The 24,360-nt window shown below is 67.7% G+C and carries 22 protein-coding genes; 14 read left to right on the top strand and 8 right to left on the bottom strand.

Annotated features, from left to right (window positions below; all coding sequences use genetic code 11):
* Positions 1–3 precede the first annotated feature (3 nt).
* From ABE543_RS11460 to ABE543_RS11470, 3 genes are read right to left on the bottom strand one after another with little or no spacing between them, the layout of a single operon-like run.
* Positions 4–462, bottom strand: coding sequence for an SRPBCC family protein (locus ABE543_RS11460; protein ID WP_111186664.1), 459 nt, complete (start codon positions 460–462; stop codon positions 4–6).
* Between the two features lie 2 nt (positions 463–464).
* The gene (locus ABE543_RS11465; RefSeq protein WP_346475698.1) at positions 465–779 is read right to left on the bottom strand and encodes a metalloregulator ArsR/SmtB family transcription factor; all 315 of its coding nucleotides are present in this window, start codon (positions 777–779) and stop codon (positions 465–467) included.
* Positions 780–812: 33 nt separating this feature from the next.
* Positions 813–1,649, bottom strand: coding sequence for an oxidoreductase (locus ABE543_RS11470; RefSeq protein WP_197600485.1), 837 nt, complete (start codon positions 1,647–1,649; stop codon positions 813–815).
* 102 nt (positions 1,650–1,751) lie between these two features.
* On the opposite strand from ABE543_RS11470, the gene ABE543_RS11475 reads away from it, so the two are divergent.
* The 3 genes from ABE543_RS11475 (at position 1,752) to ABE543_RS11485 (ending at position 3,926) form a co-directional block, all read left to right on the top strand.
* The gene (locus tag ABE543_RS11475) at positions 1,752–2,705 is read left to right on the top strand and encodes an AraC family transcriptional regulator (protein WP_231108690.1); all 954 of its coding nucleotides are present in this window, start codon (positions 1,752–1,754) and stop codon (positions 2,703–2,705) included.
* Positions 2,706–2,759: 54 nt separating this feature from the next.
* On the top strand, positions 2,760–3,344 hold the full coding sequence (locus ABE543_RS11480; protein WP_111186666.1) for a TetR/AcrR family transcriptional regulator: 585 nt from the start codon (positions 2,760–2,762) through the stop codon (positions 3,342–3,344).
* 96 nt (positions 3,345–3,440) lie between these two features.
* The gene (locus ABE543_RS11485) at positions 3,441–3,926 is read left to right on the top strand and encodes a hypothetical protein (RefSeq protein WP_053517571.1); all 486 of its coding nucleotides are present in this window, start codon (positions 3,441–3,443) and stop codon (positions 3,924–3,926) included.
* Between the two features lie 24 nt (positions 3,927–3,950).
* On the opposite strand, the gene ABE543_RS11490 is transcribed toward ABE543_RS11485, so the two are convergent.
* Positions 3,951–5,195 carry a hypothetical protein gene (locus tag ABE543_RS11490; RefSeq protein ID WP_277381694.1) on the bottom strand — a complete coding sequence of 415 codons (1,245 nt, stop codon included), beginning with the start codon at positions 5,193–5,195 and terminating at the stop codon, positions 3,951–3,953.
* Positions 5,196–5,281: 86 nt separating this feature from the next.
* Positions 5,282–6,283 carry a helix-turn-helix domain-containing protein gene (locus tag ABE543_RS11495; protein ID WP_065175558.1) on the bottom strand — a complete coding sequence of 334 codons (1,002 nt, stop codon included), beginning with the start codon at positions 6,281–6,283 and terminating at the stop codon, positions 5,282–5,284.
* A gap of 260 nt (positions 6,284–6,543) precedes the next feature.
* On the opposite strand from ABE543_RS11495, the gene ABE543_RS11500 reads away from it, so the two are divergent.
* From ABE543_RS11500 to ABE543_RS11540, 9 genes are all read left to right on the top strand, one after another.
* Positions 6,544–9,120 (top strand): TonB-dependent receptor, encoded by a 2,577-nt coding sequence (locus ABE543_RS11500; protein ID WP_346475699.1) that lies wholly within the window; start codon positions 6,544–6,546, stop codon positions 9,118–9,120.
* A gap of 52 nt (positions 9,121–9,172) precedes the next feature.
* Positions 9,173–9,754, top strand: a complete 582-nt coding sequence (gene msuE, locus ABE543_RS11505) for an FMN reductase (protein WP_253118785.1) — start codon at positions 9,173–9,175, stop codon at positions 9,752–9,754.
* Positions 9,755–9,913: 159 nt separating this feature from the next.
* Positions 9,914–10,276 (top strand): DUF3088 family protein, encoded by a 363-nt coding sequence (locus ABE543_RS11510; RefSeq protein ID WP_053517565.1) that lies wholly within the window; start codon positions 9,914–9,916, stop codon positions 10,274–10,276.
* A gap of 14 nt (positions 10,277–10,290) precedes the next feature.
* On the top strand, positions 10,291–11,286 hold the full coding sequence (locus ABE543_RS11515) for an LLM class flavin-dependent oxidoreductase (protein WP_053517564.1): 996 nt from the start codon (positions 10,291–10,293) through the stop codon (positions 11,284–11,286).
* Positions 11,287–11,304: 18 nt separating this feature from the next.
* Positions 11,305–12,648: an LLM class flavin-dependent oxidoreductase gene (locus tag ABE543_RS11520; RefSeq protein ID WP_262218436.1), complete on the top strand. Its 1,344-nt coding sequence runs from the start codon at positions 11,305–11,307 to the stop codon at positions 12,646–12,648.
* A gap of 4 nt (positions 12,649–12,652) precedes the next feature.
* Positions 12,653–13,867, top strand: coding sequence for a M20 aminoacylase family protein (locus tag ABE543_RS11525; RefSeq protein ID WP_053517561.1), 1,215 nt, complete (start codon positions 12,653–12,655; stop codon positions 13,865–13,867).
* A complete protein-coding gene (locus tag ABE543_RS11530) occupies positions 13,864–14,424 on the top strand; it encodes a GNAT family N-acetyltransferase (protein WP_065181368.1) in 561 nt (186 codons plus the stop codon). Before ABE543_RS11525 ends, ABE543_RS11530 begins: the two co-directional genes overlap by 4 nt.
* A complete protein-coding gene (locus ABE543_RS11535; protein WP_346475700.1) occupies positions 14,421–16,151 on the top strand; it encodes an amino acid ABC transporter permease/ATP-binding protein in 1,731 nt (576 codons plus the stop codon). The genes ABE543_RS11530 and ABE543_RS11535 overlap by 4 nt, the downstream gene beginning before the upstream one ends.
* Positions 16,152–16,167: 16 nt before the next feature.
* Positions 16,168–17,142: an ABC transporter substrate-binding protein gene (locus tag ABE543_RS11540; RefSeq protein ID WP_128990415.1), complete on the top strand. Its 975-nt coding sequence runs from the start codon at positions 16,168–16,170 to the stop codon at positions 17,140–17,142.
* A gap of 59 nt (positions 17,143–17,201) precedes the next feature.
* Here the strand turns inward: ABE543_RS11540 and ABE543_RS11545 are convergent, their stop codons facing one another.
* Together ABE543_RS11545 and ABE543_RS11550 are read right to left on the bottom strand one after the other, a co-directional pair.
* On the bottom strand, positions 17,202–20,318 hold the full coding sequence (locus tag ABE543_RS11545) for a discoidin domain-containing protein (protein WP_346475701.1): 3,117 nt from the start codon (positions 20,316–20,318) through the stop codon (positions 17,202–17,204).
* A 197-nt stretch (positions 20,319–20,515) separates the two neighbouring features.
* A complete protein-coding gene (locus tag ABE543_RS11550) occupies positions 20,516–21,595 on the bottom strand; it encodes an MBL fold metallo-hydrolase (protein WP_346475702.1) in 1,080 nt (359 codons plus the stop codon).
* Between the two features lie 103 nt (positions 21,596–21,698).
* Between ABE543_RS11550 and ABE543_RS11555 the strand changes: the two genes are divergently transcribed.
* Positions 21,699–22,310 (top strand): TetR/AcrR family transcriptional regulator, encoded by a 612-nt coding sequence (locus tag ABE543_RS11555; protein ID WP_065175563.1) that lies wholly within the window; start codon positions 21,699–21,701, stop codon positions 22,308–22,310.
* A gap of 124 nt (positions 22,311–22,434) precedes the next feature.
* Positions 22,435–23,463, top strand: coding sequence for a phosphotransferase (locus ABE543_RS11560; RefSeq protein ID WP_197572325.1), 1,029 nt, complete (start codon positions 22,435–22,437; stop codon positions 23,461–23,463).
* Positions 23,464–23,470: 7 nt separating this feature from the next.
* On the opposite strand, the gene ABE543_RS11565 is transcribed toward ABE543_RS11560, so the two are convergent.
* On the bottom strand, positions 23,471–24,358 hold the full coding sequence (locus ABE543_RS11565) for a DMT family transporter (protein ID WP_065175629.1): 888 nt from the start codon (positions 24,356–24,358) through the stop codon (positions 23,471–23,473).
* Positions 24,359–24,360 lie beyond the last annotated feature (2 nt).

Raw genomic sequence — 24,360 nt, forward strand, 5'->3', positions numbered from 1 at the left:
CGACTACGCTGGCTTCGCAAACACATCCAAGCCCTTGCCGGTCTCCAACAACGATTTCAGGCTGGACAGCACGATCGGCCAGCCCTGGCGGATGCCGGTATCCATGCCGCTGCCGGGTTCCAGATCGTCGTGGGTGACGGTCAGCCGCACCATGTCCTGGTAGGGCACGATCTCGAAGGTGACGCGGCTGTAGCTGTCCGGGTTGTCGGCCTGTGAGGCCGCAGCCCAGGTGATGACCAGCCGCGAGGGTGGGGTGCTTTCCACCACTTCGCCGACCAGCTCGACCGAGCGCGTGTCGTTGGCGCGCACATGCTGCCAGCGCGAGCCGGGTTTCCAGTCCGAGACGTTCTCGTGGCCCCAGTAACGGCGGGCGATCTCGGGCCGGGTGATGGCCTCGAACACCTTCTGTGGCGTGGAAGCGATGTAGATCACGTGGATGAAGCGGGTGGACGCTGCGGACATCGTCATTCTCCTTCCAGTTCTCGTTTCAGGTCATGCAGCAGGCTCAGGCGCTGCTGCTCGAACTTGCGTACCCAGCGCTCGTAGACGTCATGCAGCGGCACCGGGTTGATGAAGTGCAGCTTCTCGCGGCCACGGCGCACCGTGCTGATGAGGTTGGCGTCTTCCAGCAGGCCCAGGTGCTGGGTGACCGATTGCCGGGCCATGTCCAGGTGTTCGCACAGCTGGCCCGACGTCTGGCCGTTGTCTGCGCAGAGCAGGTCCAGCAGCGTCCTGCGCGTGGGGTCGGCCAGGGCCTTGAACACCTTGTCTGCATCCATGGCGGACAGAATGGGCAGGTAAATACCTGCATGTCAACCGCCGTCGGTGGATCGGCTCACGACCTCCCACTGGTCGATGCGGCTGGACATGGCCTGCAGCTTTTCACGCACACGTTGCACGGCATCGCTGCCCAGCAGCAGGTGGCTGGGCGGTGCGTCGCTGTCGATGATGCTCAGCATGGCCTGCGCCGCCTTTTCTGGATCGCCCAGCTGATGGCCGCTCTTGGCCTCGCGCGTACTGCGGATGGGGTCGAACAAGGCGTCGTAATCTTCAATACTGCGCGGTGCACGCACCATCGAACGGCCGGCCCAATCGGTGCGGAACGATCCCGGCGCAACGGCCGTGACGTGGATGCCGAACGCGGCCACTTCCTGGCCCAGCACCTCGCTGATGCCCTCCAGTGCGAACTTGCTGCCGCAGTACCAGGCGATGCCGGGCAGGGTGATGAAGCCGCCCATCGAGGTGATGTTGAGGATGTGGCCACGGCGGCGCGCGCGCATGTGCGGCAGTACGGCCTTGATGAGCGCGGCGGGGCCGAACACGTTGACCTCGAACTGGTGGCGCAGTTCGTCCAGCGTGGATTCCTCGAGGATGCCTTCGTGGCCATAGCCGGCGTTGTTGACCAGCACGTCGATGGCGCCGATGCCGCTTTCGATGGCATCGACCAGCGCGTCGATGGAGGCGTGGTCGGTGACGTCCAGCAGGCGGCCGAACGCGCGGCCCGGGGCGAGGGATTCAAACGCCTGGCGGGCCGGTTCGTTGCGCACGGTACCGACCACGCGGTGGCCGGCCTGCAGGGCCTGTTCGGCGAGGGCGCGGCCGAAGCCGCTGCTGACGCCGGTGATGAGCAGCAGACGGGAGGGGGACATGGTGATGGCCTCATGGAAAGCGGGCTTGCACAGTAGTGCTTGTGGGGGATGCCCTACAGGCCTAAGCTTCGGCCGATCTTGCCTATTCCTCTGAGGTGTGCGGTGCGGTCTGGCGATGATCCGGTGCAGCAGGATGCGCAGGCGCGCATGGTGGGGCTGCTGCAGGCGTTGGCGCCGGAGGAGGGCTACACGCTCACCGCCGTGCCGGGCGTACGCCTGCTGCGCTCGAACCGGCCGCTGGCGCGCACGCCGGTGCTGTACGACCCGGGCATCGTGATCGTCTGCCAGGGCGTCAAGCGCGGCTACCTGGGCGGGCAGGTCTACCAGTACGACGCGCAGCACTACCTGGCGGTGTCGGTGCCGGTGCCGTTCACCATGGAAACCGACGCGTCGGCGGAGGCGCCGTTGCTGGCGATCTACCTGCACCTGGACCTGCAGCTGGCGGCCGACCTGCTGCTTGCGCTGGACGCGCATGAAGCGCCGGGGCAGACACCTGCGCGCAGCATGATGGCCAGCCCGATGGACCCGCCGATGCAGGCCACGGTGATACGGCTGCTGCATGCGCTGGGCGACACGCGGGAAGCGGCAGTGCTGGGCCCGGCGCTGGTGCGCGAGGTGTACTTCCGCGTGCTGACCGGCGCGCAGGGCGCTGCGATGCGTGAGGCGCTGGCCATGCGCGGCCGTTTCGGCAGCATCGGCCGGGCGTTGCGGCAGATCCATGCGGCCTATGCCACGGCGCTGGACGTGGCACACCTGGCGGCGGAGGCTGGGATGAGCGTGGCGACCTTCCACGATCACTTCCGTGACGTCACCGGCACTTCGCCCATGCAGTACGTGAAGTCCACGCGCCTGCACCAGGCGCGGTTGCTGATGCTGCGCCAGGGGATGACCGCCGAGGCGGCGTCGCTGGCGGTGGGGTATGCCAGCCCGTCGCAGTTCAACCGGGAGTTCAAGCGTCTGTTCGGCCTGCCGCCGGCGGCGGAAGTGGCGCGGATGCGGCGCAGCTTCGCGGTGCCACCCGCGCCAGCCGGTGCGCTGTATGTGTCTTCCCACTGAACGGCGCGGGTCGGCCCGTTGACAGGCCTATCTACCTACTAGTAGGTTTGCGCCATGAAAGAGTCGCTGTCCCCGAAAGCGCTGGAGATTCTGGCGCAGGCCCGTTCCCTGCTGGAAGCCGGTGGTTACAACGGTTTCAGCTACGCGGACGTGTCCGCGCGGGTGAACATCAGCAAGGCCAGCATCCATCACCACTTCCCCAGCAAGGCCGATCTGGTGCGCACGGTGGTGGTGCTGTACCGGGCCGAGGCGCGCGAGGGACTGGCGCTGCTGGACCGGCAGCTGGGTGATCCGCTGCTGGAGCTCAACGCCTATGTCGATTACTGGTCCAGCTGCATCGCCGGCGGAACGGCGTCGTTCTGCATCTGCGCGATGCTGGCCGCGGAAGCACCGATGATCCCGGTGGAGATTGCCGAGGAAGTGCGCGGCCACTTCGAGGACCTGACCGAGTGGCTGACCCGCACCCTGCAGAAGGGCGCTGCGCAGGGGCAGCTGCGCCTGCAGGGCCCGGCGGACGACGAAGCCAAGGCGTTCATGGCGTCCGTGCACGGTGCGATGCTGGCGGCGCGGGGGTTTGGCGATGCGGCGACCTTCGCGGCCCTGGCGCGGCTGGCGATCGCGCGGGTGAGCGCCGCCTGAGAACTGTATGCGGAAGGCCTGCGGCAACGCGGGTCCTCTTTTTGCCCACCATGCCTACCTACTAGTAGGTTTGTTTAATCCCAACGGAGCACTCCCATGCCACACCCGCTGTCCGCCCTCGGCGTCATCCACACTGCCGTCAGCCTGCTTCCCATCGTGGCCGGTCTCTACGGCTTCGTCCGCCACCGCGCGATCGATCCGGCCACGCGTGCCGGCAAGCTCTACCTGCTAGGCCTGGTGTTGTCGGTGGCAACCTCGTTCACCGTGTCCAGCACGGGCGGACTCAATCCCGGCCACGCCTTTGGCGTGATCGTGCTGCTGGTTGCTTTCGGCGGCGTGCTAGCCGCGCGCCTGCGCTTCCTGGGGCGGGCGGCGCGGTATCTGTCCACCTTCGCGTTGTCGTTCAGCTTCCTGCTGTCGCTGGTGCCGGGCGTGAATGAAACGCTGACCCGCATCCCGGTGGCACATCCGATTGCGGCCGCGCCGATGGCTCCGGTCGTGCTGCAGACCCTGCTGGGGTGTTTCGTGGTGTTCGTGCTCGGTTTCATCGCACAGTGCTGGCGGATGCGTGGCCGCCGCTGAGAACAGGCGCCGCGGCGACGCTGCTCAGTCTGCCAGCGGCGGCGGCGCGTCTTCGCCATAGGTGGCGTAGGCGCTGCCGCAGGTGGCCACCGTAGCGGCCGCCGCGGGCAGGCCAGTAGCGCGGATGCCGCGCCGCGTATCGCGGTCGAATATTTCCGCGTAGCGTTCGGCGGCCAGCGCGTCATCAGGCAGCACATACAGCAGCACGCGCTGCAGGGTTGACTGGCCCTCCATGGGCTGCGGCGTGCGGAACGCCGGTACCTGCACGCGGGCGCTGTGCCAGCGCATCGGCTCGCTGCTGGTCTGCCAGCGGACCTGCAAGGGCTGATCGAGCGGAAGCAGCGCGGCGCCGTCCGGGTAGCCGTACGCGGTGCAGTCCGCGGGCGGCGTCCGGATGCTGGCGATGGCGCCGTCTCCGATGTCCAGCGTGAGGCCATTGACCTCCATCCGCACGATGGGCGCGCCGCCGTAGTTGTGGACCTTGAACAGCACCAGGCCTTCGAAGCGGCTGCGCTCCAGATCATCTGCGGTAGTGCCGCTGAGGCGTGCGAGCGCCGGCGCGACCTCCACATGATCGCGGTAGTGGTAATAGAGGTGCACCAGTTCCGGCGTGCCCGGGCGCCTCCATGACGCGTTGAAGGGCGCAAGGTCCGGATAGGGGTGGCGCAGCAAGGGCACGTCGGTGACGGCACGATCTCCGGAGGGCGTGGCGTAGCGGTAGTGATCCACCGAGCGTTTCAGGCGCCCGTCTTCATACGGGAATGCCCTGTCTGCATCGGACTGCGCGTTGGGGTAGCGGTGGAAGGCGATGAAACGTTCGGGCGTGTCGCCCTGCATGGGCAGGTCCGGGCCAACGCCGGAGCCGGTGGATGCATACGGCGAGGTGTCCAGCCACAGCGGCTGCCCGCTGAGATTGACGTGCAGTTCCGCGATGGCGGCACGCGAGCCGCCGGCGAGGCTGTCCCAGGTGTTCTGCAGGGACTGCCACAGCGGAACGATGAGCATGGCTGCGGCGGTGGGCACGAACATCACGGCGTGCACGCGGCCGGGCACCTGGCCACGGTCCCGTACCATGTAGCGCAGCCACGCCAGCACAAGCACCAGCAGCAACGGTACGCCCACCCAGATCGCCAGGGTGGCCAGCGCCACAACGCCCCAACCCAGATTGGGGGTGGCCACAGCGATGAGCGAAAGGGTGGCGATGAACGCCGCCAGCACCAGCGACACGCCTATCCCGAAGCGGTAGTTCCTGTAAGGGCGGTCAGTCATCACCGTTCCATCGGCCTGCGGGACATGGCGATATCTTGCCGGTCCGATGGCGGAGTGGAAAGGCGGACGTTGCCGCAGGCCTACCCTCAGCAGCCGACCAGTCGATCGGCTTCGATGCCCTGCCGATGCAGGCTACGGTACTCGGTGGGGCTGGCATCGACCAGCCCGCGGAAATGGCGGCGGAATGATTCCTGTGAGCCGAAACCGGCCTGCTCGGCGACCCAGTGCAGCGGGCGGTCGGTGGTTTCCAGCAGCTCGCGGGCGAAAGCCACCCGCTCGCGGATCAGCCAGTCGATGGGTGACAGGCCGGTGGCGTCGAGGAACTGCCGTTGCAGGGTGCGTTGGCTCAACGCGGCCTGTTCGGCCAGGCTGCCCAGCGAGTGCGGTTCGCGCAGATTGCGCCGCATCCATTCCATCAGCTTGGCCAGGCGCGTCGGCTCGCCGCTGGGAATGGCGCGGCTGACGCGCTGGCTGCGCCCAGCATCACGCCAGGGCGCCAGCACCAGGCGCTCGGCAACGAGGTTGGCCACGCGCGCGCCGTAATCCTTGCGCACCATGTGCAGCATCATGTCCATGCCGGTGGCCGAACCGGCCGAGGTGATGATGCTGCCGGCGTCGACGTAGAGCACGTCGTCGCGCACGCCGATGCGGGGGAACTGCTGCGCAAGCGTTTCGGTGAGCCGCCAGTGGGTGGTGGCCTGGCGGCCATCGAGCAGGCCGGCCCAGGCCAGCACGAAGGCGCCCGAGCAGATCGAGGCGATGCGGGCGCCGCGCGCGTGGGCGCGGACGAGCGCATCAAGCAACGCCTGCGGCGGGCGTTCACTGGGTTCGCGCCAACCGGGAATGACGATGATGTCCGCATCGTCCACCGCGTTGAGATCATGCGGCAACTGCACCTGCGTATTGCCGAGCATGCGCAGCGCGCCGGGTTCGCCCGCGCACAGCTGCGTGCGGTACCACGCCACGCCCAGTTCCGGACGCACCGGTGCGAACAGGCCCACCGCACAACCGAACTCGAACAGGCCCTGGCCGTGGCAGGCCACGATGGCGACGGTCGGCGCGGTGGGATCGGCAGCGTGGATGGGCATGGCCTGATGCTACCGGTGATGGTGCATGCCGCCGCGTGGCATGCGGTCATGAGGTGATGCCTGCGGGATATATGGCGGCTGGGGTCGGATCCGTTTCCTTCGAAAGGGATCCGACCCCATGCAAGCGCGCTGCCTAACGTCATTACCAGCGGTCATGTGGGTGGCCGGATGTTACGGCTGGGTGACGCGATCACGCCTGTCGTGGCGGGTGAACAGGCCCTTGAATGGAACCGTGTTTCCGGCCCACCCCACGAGCCCCCATGCCTGCCGCCTACGCCCCTGTCCTGAGTCCTCTTGCTGTGTTGATCGCCGCCGCCCTGGTTGCGGCCCCCGTGCATGCGGCAGACGCCGGTGCGCAGCCGGCAACCACAGCGGCTGCCGCCAACGTCGCTGCATCCACCCTGGACGCAGTGGTGGTGACCGGCTCGCGCACCAGCACGCGCACGGTCAAGAACAGCTCCACGCCCATCGACGTGATCTCCGCCGAGGATCTTGCTGCGACCGGGCAGGCCAACCTGCTCGAAGCGCTGCAGCGCAGCCTGCCGTCGCTGAGCCAGATCGGTGGCTACCAGAGCGACCAGGAGAGCCTGATCCGCGGCTATCAGCTGCGCAATCTTTCACCGGGCTACACGCTGGTGCTGGTCAACGGCAAGCGCCGCAACGCCAGTGCCTATGTGAGCGGTGCCAACGGCGGTGGCTTTCCTGGCCACGCCTGGGCGGATCTGGCGCTGATTCCGGTGTCGGCCATCGACCACGTGGAAGTGCTGCGCGACGGTGCCTCCGCCATCTACGGCTCGGACGCGATCACCGGTGTGGTCAACGTCATCCTGAAATCGCAGGCACAGGGCGGTGAGGTGTCGGTGGAGAGCGGGCAGAGCATCGATGGCGACGGTACGCGTACCAGCGTGCGCGCCAACGTCGGCCTGCCCTGGGGCGAGGACGGCTTCATCAACCTCTCGGGCGAGACCACGCGCCAGCACCACGCGATCCGGACGCGACGCTACATCGATGGCTATCTGAGCTATCCGGCGATCGATGCCAATGGCAACCGGGTCGCGCTGCGGCCGAACAACCGCCTGCCGGCCGGTGCGACGCCGGACCCTGCCGAGGCCACGCGCGATGCCGAAGCCAACACCATCCTCAGCTCACCGTCGTATGCGCTGAAGGCGTTTGCGGTGAACGTGGGCCATGGCCTGGGTGAGAGCGCGCAGTTCTACGCCAACGCCACTGCCAGTGACCGCACCGCGCAGGCGATCCAGAACTTCCGCCTGCCGGCCACGATCTTCACCACGTACCGGACACCGGGGGTGCTGAGCGTGTTTCCCGACGGCTTCCTGCCGGTGCTGGAGACCAAGGAGAAGCAGTACACCGGCACCGCCGGCGTGAAGGGGCAGCTGGCCGGCTGGGACTACGACGCCAGCCTGACCGGCAACCGCAGCACGGTGCGCACCTATACCCGCAACTCGGTGAACTACTCGCTGCCGTACCCGGGCTCGCCCACCGACTTCTATGACGGCAAGCTGGATTACCAGCAGGGCATTGCCAACCTGGACCTGCGCCGGGGCTTTGAGGTGGCGGCCTTTGCCTCACCCCTGGAAGTGAGTGCCGGTGCCGAGTACCAGCACGAGCGCTACGAGCGCGGGGCAGGGCAGTGGGAGTCGTACACCGGATTCGGTGCCGCTGCGTTTGTCGGCTACTCCACCGCCGACGCGGTGAAGGCCACGCGCAACAGCAAGGCGGTGTACGTGGGGGCGGCGACCAACGTCACCTCGCGCTGGTACCTGGATGCGGCCGCGCGCTGGGAAGACCATTCGGACTTCGGCAGCGTCTCGACCGGACGCTTGACCAGCCGCTTCGACATCACCGACGCACTGGGCGTGCGTGCGACGGTCAGCAACGGCTTCCACGCGCCAAGCCTGGGCGCGCAGTTCTACCAGGCCACGGGCAGCTGCCCGTGCGGTACGACGCTGGTGGCGCAGGTGTCCTCGCCCGCTGCGGTGGCACTGGGTGCCACCCCGCTGAAACCGGAGAAGGCCACCAACTACAGCATCGGCGTGACCTGGGACCCGAGCCCGGCCTTCCACCTGGCCGTGGATGCCTACCATATCGACATCCGCGGCCAGCTCGGCCAGTCCAGCCAGATCGGCTACAACGCGCAGGATCCGGCGCGCATCACCGACAACAGCGGCACCGTATTGACCTCCGCGCAGAAGAACACGATCGATGCGCTGCTGGGTTCGGCCGGCATCAGCATCCTGCCGGGCGACGCGTTCTATGCCAGCTACTTCACCAACGTGGGCGACACCCGCACGCGCGGCGTGGAGCTGACGCTGGAGGCGAACCAGGACACATCGTGGGGCAAGCTGCGCTGGAGCTATGCCGCCAACGTCGGACGCACCACGATCCGCAGCGTCAGCGCCATTCCTGCGGCGCTGCAGGGGCTGCCCAACATCAACCTGCTGACGAAGTCCGGCGAGTACGCGTTGCGCTTCCGTACGCCCAGCTACACCCAGGTGGCCGGACTGGGCTGGCAGAACGGACGCTGGCGCTCGAATGTGGACGTTACCTACTACGGGTCGATCAAGCGCCTCAACAACGGCGTGGAGTACAGGCAGCCACCGGTGCTGGTGACCAACCTGTCCGGCGGTGTGGAGCTGGGCGCGGGCTGGAGTGCGGCGCTGGGCATCAACAACGTGTTCGACAAGCGCACCCGCAAGGTGCCGGAGTACGCGCGCAGCGCCACCGACGTGGCCAGCATCGAGACCACCTGGGACAGCGGTGACGTGCTCAGCAGGATCGGCGCGTTCTGGTACGGGCGGGTCAATTACCGGTTCTGAGGTTCAGGCATGGCGTCGCCGGCCAGCGTCCGGCGTTACCGAGGAGAGTGGCATGTCATCTGGGTTGAAGATTGTTGCGTTGATCGGTTCGCCAACGGCATCGGCGAATTCGCGCACGCTGTTGCTGGTACGGCACCTGCTGGAGGCGCTGCAGCAGCGCCTGCATGCCAGCGTGACACTGGTGGAGCTGGCGCCGATTGCGCGCGCGCTGGGGCAGACGCTGTCGCGCAGCGAGGCCGAGCCCGCGGTGGAACAGGCGCTGGCCACCCTCGAGGACGCCGAGCTGCTGGTGGTGGCCGCACCGGTCCATCGTGGCTCGTACCCGGGGTTGTTCAAGCACCTGGTGGACTTCATCGACCTCGAGGCGCTGGTGGATACCCCTGTGCTGCTGGCGGCCACCGGGGGCAGCGAGCGGCATGCGCTGGTGATCGACCATCAGCTGCGACCTTTGTTCAGCTTCCTGCAGGCGCATACGTTGCCCATCGGCGTGTACGCCACACCAGCCGATTTCGATGGCGAGCAGATCAACAGCGCGGCGTTGCAGGCGCGCATCCAGTTGGCTGCCGAGCGCGCTGCCGGGCATCTGCTGCCGCATGCCGCCAGCGGGCCGGCGCCCCTGCGCCGCATCGCCTGAGCTGCCCATAACGGCCAGCAGTCTGCTTATTGCCAACCTGCATCTGCGTGGCCGGATCCGACCGGCGATTGTCGCCAGCAGGTACGGGCGCGGCGCACAGCTTCTCTAGCATCGATAGCGAAACGGCACTTCATTGCCGGCCCAGACGAGGACGAACCCGTGGCTGCAGCTGCCTCCCCCAAACCCATCCTGTTCCTGCTTGATCGCGAGTTCGTCGACGGCCAGTTGCCGGGCCAGCGCTTCTTCTGCCGGCACAGCCTGCTGCTGGAAGGCGCGCTGTCCAGCATCGACGGCCTGGATGCACAGCTGGACGTGCGCCGCATCGGCTTCGCGCGGCCACGCCGCGAGGTGATCGCGGCGGTGGGCGAGCAGGACCAGTCGCTGCCGAAGCTGGTGCTGCCGCAGGGCGTGCGCAGCGAACACGCCAACGGTGCCTACCAGGACCGGCAGTACGTGACCGGCGCCGAGCCGATCCTGGCCGCACTCAATGGCCTGCTTGGCATTCCTGTGGCCCACCCCTGAGCGAGGACGCGGACATGAGCTACCTCATCAGCGTGCTGGACAAGAGCCCGGTGGCCGAAGGCGCAGGCGCCGAGCAGGCGCTGCGCAACAGCCTGCAGCTGGCCCAGCGTGCCGAACAGCTGGGCTACCACCGCTACTGGTTTGCCGAGCATCACGCCGCACCGACCCTGGCCAGTCCGGCGCCGGAGGTGCTGGCGGCATGGGTGCTGGCACAGACCCGGCGCATCCGCATCGGCAGCGGTGGCGTGATGCTGCGCCACTATGCGCCGTACAAGGTGGCCGAGAACTTCAACCTGCTGGCGGCGCTGGCGCCCGGACGCGTCGACCTGGGGGTGGGCAAGGCACCCGGTGGCCTGCCGGCGTCCACCGCAGCGCTGGCCGCGGGGCGACCGGCCTTCGCCGATTTCGATCAGCAGCTGCGCGATCTGGAAGGATTCCTGTCCGGCTCGCTGGCCGAAGATCATGCGCATGCCAATGCGCAGGCGCGGCCGGTGCCGCAGGTGGCGGCCGAGCGTTTCCTGCTGGGCGCCAGCCCGCAGAGCGCACGGCAGGCGGCGGAGCTGGGCTGGCGCTTCGTCTATGCCGCCCATTTCGACGGCGACCCGAAGCACATCGAAGCGGCGTTCGAGGCCTATCGCGCCGTATCCACGCAGCCGCCGTTGCTGGCCACCGTCGCTTTCGCGGCGCCCACCAGCGAAGCGGCGGCGCGCCATGTCGGCGCATTGCGTGTCTACAAGCTGCACCTCGGCCCGGGGCAGACGGTGAACCTGCCCAGCCCGGACGCCGCGGCCGAGTATGCCCGCCAGGTGGGCGTGACCGACTTCCGTATCGAAGAGACGCGGCCCAGCGTGCTGTCGGGCGACGCGCAGCAGGTGCGCGGGGAACTGGACGCACTGCACCGCCGCTTCGGCGTGGGCGAATTCATCCTCGATGCGCCGGTGGCCGACCTCGACGCACGCCTGGCATCCCTTGAACTGCTGTCGCCCGCGCCACGCGCGGCGGTGGCCTGACCTGCAGGAGCGATACCCATGAGCAAGACACCGCGCCCCATCCCGTTCGGCATCATGCTGCAGGGACCTGGCAGCCACATGCATGCGTGGAAGCATCCGTCCAACCCGGCCGATGCCAGCGTGAACCTGGACTTCTACATCGACATCGCGCGCACGGCCGAAGACAACGGCATCGCGTTCGGCTTCGTTGCCGATGGGCTGTACATCAACGAGAAATCGATCCCGCACTTCCTCAACCGCTTCGAGCCGATCTCGCTGTTGTCCGCGCTGGCCACGGCGACGAAGAAGATCGGCCTGGCCGGCACGCTGTCCACCTCCTACAGCGATCCGTTCACCGTGGCCCGGCAGTTCGCCTCGCTGGACCTGATCAGTGGTGGGCGCGCCGGCTGGAACGTGGTGACCTCGCCGCTGGAAGGATCGGGCCGCAATTACGGCCGCCCGCATCCGGAACATGCGCTGCGCTACCAGATCGCCGACGAATACCTGGAGGTGGTGCAGGGCCTGTGGGATTCATGGGACGACGATGCCTTCATCCGCGACCGCGAACAGGGCACCTTCTTCGCCACCGACAAGTTCCGCCGCCTCGACCACAAGGGCCGCTTCTTCCAGGTCGAAGGCCCACTGAACATCCAGCGCTCCGCGCAGGGGCAGCCGGTGATCTTCCAGGCGGGCTCGTCCGACGACGGCATCGCGCTGGCCGGCAAGTATGCCGATGCGGTATTCACCCACTCGCCCTCGCTGGAAGAAACCCGTGCCTTCACCCAGAAGGTGAAGAACTCGGCCATCGCCCACGGGCGCAGCGGCAATGACGTGAAGATCTTTCCGGGCATCGGGCCGATTGTCGGCCACACCGCCGAGGAGGCCGAAGCCAAGTACCAGGCGATTGCCGCACTCGCGGGCCTGGACGATGCGCTGGCCTACCTCGGGCGCTTCTTCGACCATCACGATTTCACCCAGTACGATCCCGACGCGCCGTTCCCCGAGCTGGGCGAGATCGGCAGCAATTCGTTCCGCTCCACCACCGATCGGATCAAGCAGGATGCCCGCGAGCAGGGCTTGAGCCTGCGCCAGGTCGCGTTGCAGGCGGTGAGCCCGCGGCCCAACTTCATCGGTACACCCGAGCACGTGGCCGACGAGTTGATCCGCTGGTTCGAGGCGGGCGCCAGCGATGGCTTCATTCTGGGTTTTGCGGCGCAGCGCGAGGGGCTGGACGATTTCGTGACCCTGGTACTGCCGATCCTGCAGGCGCGCGGGTATCACCAGCGCGAGCTGGAAGGGAAGACGCTGCGCGACCACCTGGGCCTGCCGTACAAGGCCAGCCGTCATTCGACGGCCGCCGAACCGGCGCGGAAGGTGGGGTGAGGCGATGAACGTACTGCGCCGGGCATCGTTGACTGTGGCGCCCACCGGGCCGACGGGCGTGCTGCCTGAAATAGCCGCACGCGCCGATGAGGCCATCGCCATCCGCCACGACCTGCATCGACACCCGGAGCTCGCCTTCGAGGAGCATCGCACCAGCGCACGCGTAGCCGAACTGCTGCAGCAGTGGGGCTATACGGTGACCACGGGCGTCGGTGGAACCGGTGTGGTCGGAACGCTGCAGCGGGGTCAGGGCAGCCGCCGGCTTGGGCTGCGCGCCGACATCGATGCGTTGCCGATCCAGGAGGCGTCCGGGCTGCCCTATGCCAGCCAGAACGAAGGACGGATGCACGCCTGCGGTCATGATGGCCACACTGCGATCCTGCTGTCGGCGGCGCATTACCTGGCCCGGCACGGGCGCATCGATGGCACCCTGCAACTGGTGTTCCAGCCGGCGGAAGAAACCGGCTCCGGTGCGTCAAGGATGCTCGCCGACGGTCTGTTCGAGCGCTTTCCGGTGGATGCGATCTACGGACTGCACAACTGGCCGGGTGTGCCGGTGGGGCACTTCGGCTTTGTCGACGGACCGGCGATGGCATCGGTCGACTGGGCACGGTTGAGGGTGATCGGCAAGGGCGGGCATGGTGCGGAACCACAGGGAAGCGTGGATCCCATCCTCGCCGCCGCGCACATCGTCACCGCACTGCAGAGTGTGGTGTCGCGCAATGTGGACCCGCGGCAGATGGGCGTGGTGACGGTCGGTTCGATCCACGGTGGGCAGGCGGCCAACGTGATTCCCGATGTGGTGGAGCTGACGCTGACCGTACGCGCCTATCTGCCCGACGTTCGCGACACGCTGCGCCGTCGCGTGACCGAGCTTGCCGAGCAGACCGCCGCCGCGTTCGGGGCGCGCGCCGAGATCGAGTTCCCGCGTGGCTTCCCGAGCGTGATCAACCATCCGCAGCAGACCGCCTATATCCGTGAGGTGGCTCTGCAGGGATTCGGCGCAGGGCAGGTGCTGGATGCCTTCGCGCCGCGCACCGCCAGCGAGGACTTCGCCTTCCTGCTGCAGGCCCGGCCCGGAAGCTTCGTGTTCGTCGGCAACGGTGACAGTGCGCCGTTGCACAGCCCGCGCTACGTGTTCAACGATGCGGCCATCGCCCCTGCCGCCAGCCTCTGGGCGCGGCTGGCCGAACACTATCTGGTGGAGGACGCAGCATGAGTACGGCACCATTCGAGGAGCGCTTCCTCTACACATCGGTGGACGATCCACTGGCGCGGCCACTGTTCGATGGGCTCGAACAGGAGTACGACAGTCGCTACGCCGATGTGCGGCGACGCATCGGTGGCAGTGCGCGCGAGGAGCTGCAACGCTATCCAGCGCAGGCATTCGCTGCGCCAGTGGGAGCGTTCGTGCTGCTGCTGCGTGAGGGCGTGGCCATTTCCGGCGGCGCGTTCATGCCGCACCGCGACCCGGATACGGCCGAGTTCAAGCGCATCTGGACACTGCCTGGCCTGCGCCGCCAGGGCATCGCCCGGCGGGTGCTGCAGGAGCTTGAAGACCAGGCCGCACGCCAGGGCTATCGCCGCGTGTACCTGACCACCGGCTTCCGTCAGCCTGAGGCGGTCGGCCTGTACCTGAGCCATGGCTACACCGCACTGTTCGATCTGTCTGCCGACCCGGAATCGATCGCCCATCTGCCGTTCGAGAAGCAGCTGCGGGCACCGGCGCGTCCGCCGGCATCAAGCACTGCCGCCGTGCAGGGAGTCCACGCATGAGTACGCCGTCCACCGCGATCGAGGGTCTGGCCGCGCGTCCGGCACCGGCATTGAAGATCGTGCCGGCGCGGCATCCGCTGCAGGTGTTCGGCACGGTCCTGGCGCTGGCGTTGATCCTGATCGGACTGCAGTCGGTACTCGGCAATCCACGTTGGGGCTGGGGCACCTTCGCCGAGTGGTTCTTCGCCCGCCCGGTGCTGGAAGGGCTGGGTCGCACGCTGTTGCTGACCGCGCTCGGCACCGGCCTGGGCTTCGCGCTGGGCACGCTGCTGGCGCTGGCACGGGTATCCGGCTCGCCGTTGTTGTCGGCGGTATCGTGGGGCTACGTCTGGTTGTTCCGTTCGATTCCACTGCTGGTGCTGTTGCTGCTGCTGAACAATCTGGGTTATCTGTACAGCACGATCGAACTGGGCATTCCGTTCACCGGCATCAGCCTGTTCTCGTATCCCACCACCCAGCTGATCGGTGTGTTCACGGCTGCGGTGCTGGGCCTGACACTGAACCAGGCGGCGTTCTCGGCCGAGGTGATCCGCGGTGGCATCCTCTCGGTCGATCACGGCCAGTATGAAGCAGCGGCCGCGCTGGGCCTGCCGCGCGGCCGCCAGGTGCGGCGCATCATCCTGCCGCAGGCGATGCGTTCGATCCTGCCGGCCGCCTTCAACGATGTGATCGGCCTGGCCAAGAGCACGTCGGTGGTCTACGTGCTGGCGTTGCCGGAGCTGTTCTACACCGTGCAGGTGATCTACCGCCGCAACCTGGAGGTGGTGCCACTGCTGATGGTGGCCACGGTCTGGTACCTGGTGATCCTGACCGTGCTGTCGCTGCTGCAGCGGCGCGTGGAGCAGCGCTTCGCGCGTGGCCAGCTGCAGCGTGAGCGCAGCGTGTCGCGGGTATCCTCGCCCGCGCCGCGTGCGGCATCGCCGGCTGCGGTGCGGCCGCGCATCGCGAGCGCGGCCGAGGCCGGACAGGGAGCGCCGATATCGCTGCACGGTGTCGGCAAGGCGTTCGACGGGCAGCCGGTACTGGAGGACATCACCCTGGAACTGCGCGGCGGCAGCGTAACGGTGCTGATCGGCCCGTCCGGTGCCGGCAAGTCGACCCTGCTGCGGCTGATCAACCACCTGGAGCGCGCCGACACCGGCTTCGTCAGCGTCGGTGGCCAGCTGATCGGCTATCGCCGTGACGGCGACACCCTGTACGAGCTGCCGGAGCGCGAGATCCGCCGCCGTCGTGCCGAGGTGGGCATGGTGTTCCAGGGCTTCAACCTGTTCCCGCACCTGACCGCGCTGGAGAACATCATCGAGGCGCCGATGGCGGTGCGCGGTGTGCCGCGTACGCAGGCCGAACAGCAGGCGCGCGTGCTGCTGGAGCGCGTCGGTCTGGCGGACAGGGCCGATGCGTTCCCGCGCCAGCTGTCAGGTGGCCAGCAGCAGCGCATCGCCATCGCCCGTGCACTGGCCCTGCAGCCGAAGGTGCTGCTGTTCGATGAGCCGACGTCGGCGCTGGACCCGGAACTGGTGGCCGAAGTGCTCAGCGTGATCGAAGAGCTCGCCCGTTCCGGCACCACGCTGGTGATCGTCACCCACGAACTCGGCTTCGCCCGCCGCGTTGCCGACCACGTGGTGATGATGGACCAGGGCCGGGTGATCGAGCAGGGCCCGCCCGAGGCCATATTTGAACACCCGCGCCAGCAGCGCACCGCCGATTTTCTCGCCAAGACCCTCTGATCCGGATGTGACCCCCATGAGTCCTGCAACGTCTCGTCGTCCCTCGCGCAGCACCCTGCTGGTCATCGCTGTGCTGGTCATCGGCATTGCCGGCATCGTCTATTCCCGTGCACGGCAGGGACCGGAGGCCGTGCCCGCAGCGACCAGCAGCCTGGCCGGTGCCGGCGCGCCAGCGCTGCGGGGGACCGTGGATCCGAAAGCGCAGGCGCTGGTTCCGGCGGACTTCCGCTTCGTGACGCCGGGCACGTTGACCGTCGCGACGCATCCCGGTCAGTTGCCGCTGGCCGACTATGGCGCCGACAGCAAGGAAGTGATCGGCATCGAGCCGGACATCGCACGGCTGGTGGCCGATGCGCTGGGCCTGAAGCTGGTGGTGGTGCCGGTCGCCTGGGCCGACTGGCCGCTGGGACTGGAGTCGGGCAAGTACGACGCAGTGCTGTCCAACGTAACCGTGACCGAAGAGCGCAAGAAGAAGTTCGACTTCTCCAGCTACCGTTATGACCTGCTCGGCATCTATACGCGCACCGACGGGCCCATCCAGAAGATCGAGAAGCCGGCCGATGTCGCTGGCCTGAAGGTGGTGGTCGGTGCCAGCACCAACCAGGACCAGATCTTGCGGCAGTGGGATGCACAGAACATCGCGGCCGGGCTGGAGCCGGTGCAATACCAGTACTTCGATGATTCGGTGGTCGGCCGCCTGGCCGTGATCACCGGCCGGGCCGATGTATCGTTCGAACCCAACGCCACCGGCGCGTACTCCGCGCGCGATGGCAAGGTGCGGCGCGTTGGCCTGTTTCCGGGCGGTTGGCCAAACGCTGCTGCGATCTCGGTCACCACGCGCAAGGGCAGCGGCCTGGCCGATGCGGTGACCCAGGCGCTCAATACCCAGATCGGCAGCGGCACCTACGCACAGGCACTGGCGCGCTGGAACGTGACCGAGGAAGCCGTGCCGCAGTCGCAGACCAACCCGCCGGGCTTGCCGGATCTCTGACGCCGGGCATGCCCCGGCACCAAGGCTGCTTCTGTAGAGCCGAGCCATGCTCGGCTGCTCTACCAACGCGCCTCCAGCGTCCTGAACGGCTTCGCCAACCGCACACCCTCGGCATCGAAGTCGGAAACGCTATGGCCGTCCACGCGCACCTGCTTCGGTGCCGTGCGCGCGGGCCACCAGACCTTGACGGCCGTGGCGCTGCGCAGCCCTTCGCCGAGCGTCACGGTCAGCGTACCGTCGCGTTGCTGTGCCTGCATCCGCAGCGTGCCGTACGCCGTCGGCAGGCGTTCCACCGCAAGGCCATCGCCGGCCAGCCAGGAGGGCGGCGTACCCGGCAGCAGTGACAGGGCATCGTCGTCCTCGCGCATCAGCATCCCGAATAGGGTGCGGCCGTATTCGGCACCGATCCAGGTGTGCGGCATGTCGCCCAGGTAGCGCGGAAAACGCAGCCGTGAGTGCACGACTTCGGCCAGCACCTGCCATTGCAGCGGGCGACGGTCGCGCAGCAGGCCCTGCAGCAGCTCGTCGGCCGCTGCGGGCTGGCCCAGATGCACATAGCTCAGGACGTTGCGGATTTCATAAGGGGTGTACGCATACAGCGCACCGGGCTGGTTGCGCTTGCGGACGTCGTCAAGATAGCGGGCAAAGGTGGTGCGCAGCGCATCAGCCGGCAGCACGCTCTGCGCACCGGTGGGATCCAGCGCGATGGAGACGCCGGTCGGGTCGCCATCGCCAAGATCGGCGGAGGAGGGAATGAAATCGATGCCTTTCCACGCCATCGTCGCGCGGATCGAAGCGTGCAGTGCGTCATACAGCGCCTTGTACTGCCCGCGTGCCCAGGTGGCGGTGGCGTGGTCGCCGAGTGATTCAGCCAGCCATGCGCCGTCATGCCAGCCCTTCAGGCCCCAGTAGTCGTCCCAGTAGCTGTGGGTGGGAGAGGGATAGCCCTCGTGGCTGATCGACGGTGCCAGGATGCCGGCAAAGCGTTCCGGCGCCGGTTGATCGGCCTTGTAACCGGGTACCAGCGTGCGCTCACGCAGTTCCTGCAGGAAGCGCAGCGCGGCCTTCACTTTCGGCAGGTATGCACGCACGGACTCGGGGCCACCGTCGAGGCGCGCGACATCGGCCACCAACGCGACGTACTGGCCCTGGCTGTCGTACTCGATGTCCGATCCGAAGCCGGTGTTGACGCTGCCATCGTCATTGAGGATCGGCGACACCAGGCCGTTGGCATGTACCCCGTGTTCGCTGTACCACGCCAGGTAGTCGCGTGCGACCTTGGCTTCGCCCATCCGCAGCAGCACCGCCGAGGTGGCCATGCCGTCGCGGATGAAGGAGCGGTTGTAGTTGCGTGGGCCGGGTTGCATGGCCGGGCCGGTCTGGTTGATCAGCATGTACGCGGCCTGGGCACGCAGCATGTCGACCAGCGATGGATCGGGCAGGCGCAGTCCGACCTGGCCCAATCGTGCCTGCCAGTCGGCGGAGGCTTCGGCGGCCAGCGTCTCGAAGCCGGCATCGGCATCGCCTGGCAGGCGCGCGAGGTCCAGTGCCGGTGGCTCCGGAAGTACACCCTTGGCGTCGGCCGCCGCCGTACCCAGCGGGAAGGCGACGACCACGGATTGGCTGGCGCCGGGCGCCAGTGTGATCCGGTAGTCCAGCGCCGCCGCCGCCAGCCCACGCGCATCGGTGGCCTGGCGTGCGCCGGGCAACCGGCCCGAAGCGATGGCGGAGGTGATCTCGGTTTCGCCGTTCGGGCCGAACGGTGCCGCGCCGGAGGCGCTGACCGCCGACAGCGAGTACAGCAGGGTACGGCCATTGACGCGCACGCTCTGGCCGTCGATGGCCACGTCGCGGATCGGCGACAGGCCACCGTTCTGCCACGGCGGGTTCATCTGCATCGGCCGCACCACCAGGCTCAGCGTGCCCTCGACCGGCGTGGTACCGGTATTGCGCAGTCGATGCCGGAGGAAGGTGACGGGCTGGCCGTCGCGCTCGATCGCGAACGCTTCGCTGCGCAGTTCCAGACCGGGTTGCGGCGACCAGGCGGCCGAGGGCATCGGCTTCCAGCCGTCGCGCAGGGCATGCTGCACGGCCTGTTCCGCGGCACCGGCGGCACGCCCATCGGCATTGCGCCAGATCGGCTGCACCAGCGGTGCGCCCTTGAATGCCTCGATGTTGCCGTATTCGTCGAAGATCGACTTCTGCCGTCCGGCATGCACGCCCACGGCCGTCCAGTACGTCTGCTGCATCTGCAACGACGCCGGGAACAAGCCACGCTGCGCGCCGCTGGCGGCGATCTGGTACTGCTTCATCGGCGTCATCACGGCCTTCGGGCCGAGCAGGCGCAGGCGCGTGACCTGTGGCGAGGGCCCGTCGACGATGAGCCGCAGGGCACGCACATCGTGCACCGTATCGCTGGCCAACCAACTCTGGGCATGGCTGGCGGCCTGCGTGTCCTGCGCCAGCGGCTGCCAGCGCCCCTGCGCATCCTGGGCCTGCAGGCGTGCGGCGCCACGCTGGCCCGCCCACTCCACCGCCAGGCCGGTGCCCGGCTGAGCGCGCGGCAGGGTGATTTCAAGCACATGGCTGCCCTTGCCATCGGTAGGGAGGGCGACGCCGCTACCGCCTTGCCACAACGCGGCTGCCTGTGCGCTGTCGAGTCCGTGCACGCGTGCACTGAGCGTGGCGTCCAAGGGTTCCATCTCGAAGATGGAGACCCCCCAGTCCGACGTGCGCTGGGGACTGGCCAGCCTCAGATAGCGCGCCTGGCGCGGTTCGAAGTACAGCGTCTCCACATCGCCCAGCGAGTCGGCCATGGTGTAGGCGGTCTGCCACTGCCGGCCGTCCATCGAGGTCTGCAGCGTGTAACCCTCGGGATTGGAGACATCCCAGGTCAGGCGCGCGCCCCCGAGCAGGGCAGGTGCGCCCAGATCGATCTGGAACCAGTGTCCGGGGCTGAAGGCGCCGCCGGTGACCGTCTTCGGGTCGTTGTCGATCAGATGGCCGATGGCCATCGCCGGGACCTGCTGTGACGAGCTGCTGGCCTGCCACTGGCTGCGCGGTGGCAGTGTCTGCGCCTGCGCGGCGGAGGCCATCACGGCCAGCGGCAGCAGAGCGCGCGCGACGTAGCGCAGGCAGGCCCAGGAGGGGCGGAAGCGATCAGCACGCAGCGTCATGTCGACAGCCTTGGAGGTTCGGCCAGGATCGGGCAGGCGCTACGCTAGCAGGGGGTGTAATCGTTTACATGACGCGCTGCAATAGGGGAGAGGGCGGACGCGTGGCGCGACGCCCTGCACGGCGTCGCGACAGCCATCGTCCGTAAGGTCACTGCCTGCACGAACCGGCGCCCCGTGACAGCAGCGCCCAGGCAAGCTCAGCGCAGCGCCACCTGTTCCCACCAGCGCGTGCCTGCCTGCGGCGCCTGCATGTCCAGCGCCTCGCCCATCATCGGCGTGGCGATCGGCACATCGTGCGCGGCTGCCAGCGCGGTGATGCGCTCGAAGGGCTGTTGCCAGTCATGCAGGGCCAGGTCAAAGGTGCCGTTGTGGATCGGCAGCAGCCACTTGCCGCGCAGGTCCAGGTGGGCCTGCAGCGTCTGCTCCGGCTGCATGTGCACGAATGCCCAGCGCGGATCGTATGCGCCGGTTTCGATCATGGTCAGATCGAACGGGCCGTACTTCTCGCCGATGGCCTTGAAGCCATCGAAGTAGCCGGTGTCACCACTGAAGAAGATGCGGAAGTCGCCGTCCTGGATGACCCACGAGGCCCACAGGCTGCGGTCGCTGTCGCCCAGGCCGCGGCCGGAGAAGTGCTGGCCGGGTGTGGCGGTCAGGCGCAGGCCATCGGCTTCGGTCGATTGCCACCAGTCCAGCTGTTCGACCTTGTCCGCGTCCACGCCCCAGGCGATCAACTGATCACCCACACCCAGCGGCGCGATGAAGCGCGTGGTCTTGCCCGCCAGCTGCATCACCGCAGCGCGATCCAGATGGTCGTAATGGTTGTGCGAGAGGATCACGCCGGCGATCGGCGGCAGCTGTTCGATGCTGATCGGCGGGGCGTGGAAGCGGGCAGGGCCCATCCACTGCACCGGTGACGCCCGTTCGGAGAAGACCGGGTCGGTCAGCCAATACTGGCCGCGCAGCTTCAGCAGGATCGTCGAATGCCCCAGCCGGAACAGGCTGCGATCCGGCGCGGCTTCCAGCGCGGCACGATCCAGCGCCTGCACCGGAATGGCGCCCGCGGGTACGGTCCCCTTCGGCTTGTTGAACAGGAAGGTCCACCAGATCTCCAGCCCGTTGCGCAGGCCCATCGCCGGCCGCGGCAGTACGTTGTGGAACTTGCCCTCGCGGTATTGCGGGGAGTCGGGGAAGTCGGGGAGGGACCAGGACTTGCAGAAGGTGTAGGCGGTCACGGCGAGGATTCCAAGCAGGAGGACAAGGAGCAGGCGCTTCATGGGTGACGTCCGCAGGGTACACTGCACAGTGTAGTTTCCTGCTGCGGAAAAGTATACTCATCGGTGTAAAATGGGGGTATCCGTTCAGTTATCTGGTGTCGCCATGTCCCGTCCGCCGCAGCGCCTGACCGACCGCAAACGCGAGGCCATCGTGCGCGCGGCGGTGGAGGAATTCCGCACGGCCGGCTATGAGGCCACCAGCATGGACCGGATCGCGGCAGCGGCCGGTGTATCCAAACGCACGGTCTACAACCACTTCCCCAGCAAGGAAGAACTGTTCTCGCTGATTCTGGAGGAACTCTGGGAACGCAGCATGGCCGGCGTCGAGCTGCCCTACCGTGCGGAGCAGCCACTGGAGCCGCAGCTGCTCGCGTTGCTGGAGCAGAAGCTGGAACTGCTGGGTGATGCCAATTTCATCGACCTGGCCCGCGTTGCCATGGCGGAGATCATCCATTCACCCGAACGTGCGCAGGCAATCGTCTGTCGCATGGGCGAGAAGGAGAGTGGGGAAAGCGCCTGGATCCGTGCAGCGATCGCCGATGGCCGGCTGCGTGCGGTCGATCCCGAATTCGCCGCCCATCAGCTGCATGGACTGGTGAAGAGTTTCGCCTTCTGGCCGCAGGTAACGATGGGGCAGGCGCCGCTGGGGGCCGACGAGCGCGCGCGGGTGGCGGCATCGGCGGTCGCCATGTTCCTGGGCCACTACGCGCGCTGACGCCGTGGCAACCGCGTCGGCATGGCTCGCCCGGCCCGCAAGCACAGTGCTGTGACGGACATGTCTGTGCCGTCGATGCGCCATCTGCGATAGTGACGTCGGGTATCAATGCACGATTGCTTCCATGTCATCCGCTTCGGCGCGCCATATCGGCGAAGTCCTGCAACAGTCCTATGGCATCACCACCGCCGCCGTGGTGCCTCGCCCGGTTGGCGCAGACGCCAATGCCAGCGTTTACCGCATCGACGCGCGACGCGGTCAGTGGTGGTTGAAATGCCGCACCTACCAGGTGCAACCGGCGGTCTGGGACACGCTGCATTGGCTGCGGGGCACCCTGGGCATCGAGGAGATCGTGGCGCCATGGCCGGCATTGACCGGCGGCGCGTCGGTCCAGCGCTGGGGCCTGCAGTTCACGCTGTTTCCCTACATCGAGGGCCAGTCCGGTTTCGAGGCGCCGCTCAGCCATGCGCAGTGGCTGCGCCTGGGCAACGTGCTGCGCCGGCTGCATGACGCTGAGGTGCCCGAATCGCTGCAACGCGCGCTGCCGAGCCTGCGCCTTGAAGCGGATGCGTTGAACACCGTTGGGCGCTGGCTGCAGCCGGGCGATGCCTTGCCGGTCGCGCAGGATCGGTTGGGCAGCGCATTCCTGGCCGTCTGGGAGCTGCGCCGCGAACGTATCGCCGAGGTCCACCGCCGCGCGTCGGAACTGCACGATGAACTGCGCGACGAACGGCCGCCGCTGCGGTTGTGCCATACCGACCTGCATGCGGGAAACCTGCTGATGGGCAACGAGGGCAACCTGCACCTGATTGATTGGGATGGCCTGTCCCTGGCGCCGCGCGAGCGGGATCTGATGTTCCCCGGCGCGGCGGTGGGTGGACGCTGGGGGCGCGAACGTCCGCTCGGTTTCGTGGAAGGGTATGGCCCGGACCTGGGGGACCCACGCTGGATCGCCTGGTACCGGCATTGGCGGATCCTGCAGGACCTGATCGAGTTCGAACAGGTGCTGCTGGGGGGCGACGCGCTGGAGCGCTCGCCGCAGCTGCGCCGTCAGTCGCTGCACTACCTGGGCGAACAGTTCGCGCCGGGCAATGTGTTCGACGCAGCCGAACGCGCGTATCGCGCGCTGGACGCGTCGCCGCTGCAGCGTTGACGGTGGATCATTCGGCGGGCTTGGCCGCCGCTGACGCCGCCGCCGTAGCCGCCCGCCGCGACAGCACGGCCTCGCGGTGGGCGATGTAAGCGTTGGCGGCCAGAATGATGCCCGCACCGACGATGGTCCAGCGGTCCACGGTCTCGTTGAACAGCAGCCACCCGCACAGGGTCACCAGCGGCAGCTGCAGGAAGCTGATCGGCGTCAGCGCCGACACTTCTCCCAGGCGCAGCGCACGCGTCCACAGCAGCTGGCCGACCGTGCCCATCACGCCGGTGACCAGCAGCCACAGCCAGGCCACGCCACTGGGCCAGACCCAGACAAACACTGCCGGAACCAGCGAAAGCGGCACCCAGAAGACGTAGGTATAGAGCACCACGGTATCGGCGCTGTCCACGCGGGTGAGCTGCTTGATCTGGATGGCCACCAGTGAACTCAGCACCGCAGCGGCGACGGCGACCAGGCTGCCAGCGGTGAAGCCGGTGGTGCCCGGCCGCACGATCACCAGCACACCGATGAAACCGACCACCACTGCGGCCCAGCGGCGCACACGCACGGTTTCGCCCAACCACAGCACGGCGGCGATGGTGACGAACAACGGTGTGGAGTACGAGAGCGATACCGCCTGCGCCAGTGGCAGATGGCCCAACGCCCAGAACGCGCACAGCATCGAACCCAGGCCGATCGCACTACGCACGAAATAGCGTGGCAGCTGCTGGGTCTTCAGCGGCGCATGGCCCGGCCGCAGCAGCATCGGCAGCAGTGCCAGCAGGCCGAACGCGTTGCGGAAGAAGGCGACCTCCTGGGTCGGTACGTAACGGGTGGCGTAACGGATCGCCACCGCCATCATGCCGAACGCCAGGGTGCTGCCGAGCATCAGCAGCGCCGCCCGCATCG

This window comes from Stenotrophomonas sp. TWI169, assembly GCF_039674705.1.
In the GTDB taxonomy this organism is placed as follows: Bacteria; Pseudomonadota; Gammaproteobacteria; order Xanthomonadales; family Xanthomonadaceae; genus Stenotrophomonas; species Stenotrophomonas maltophilia_P.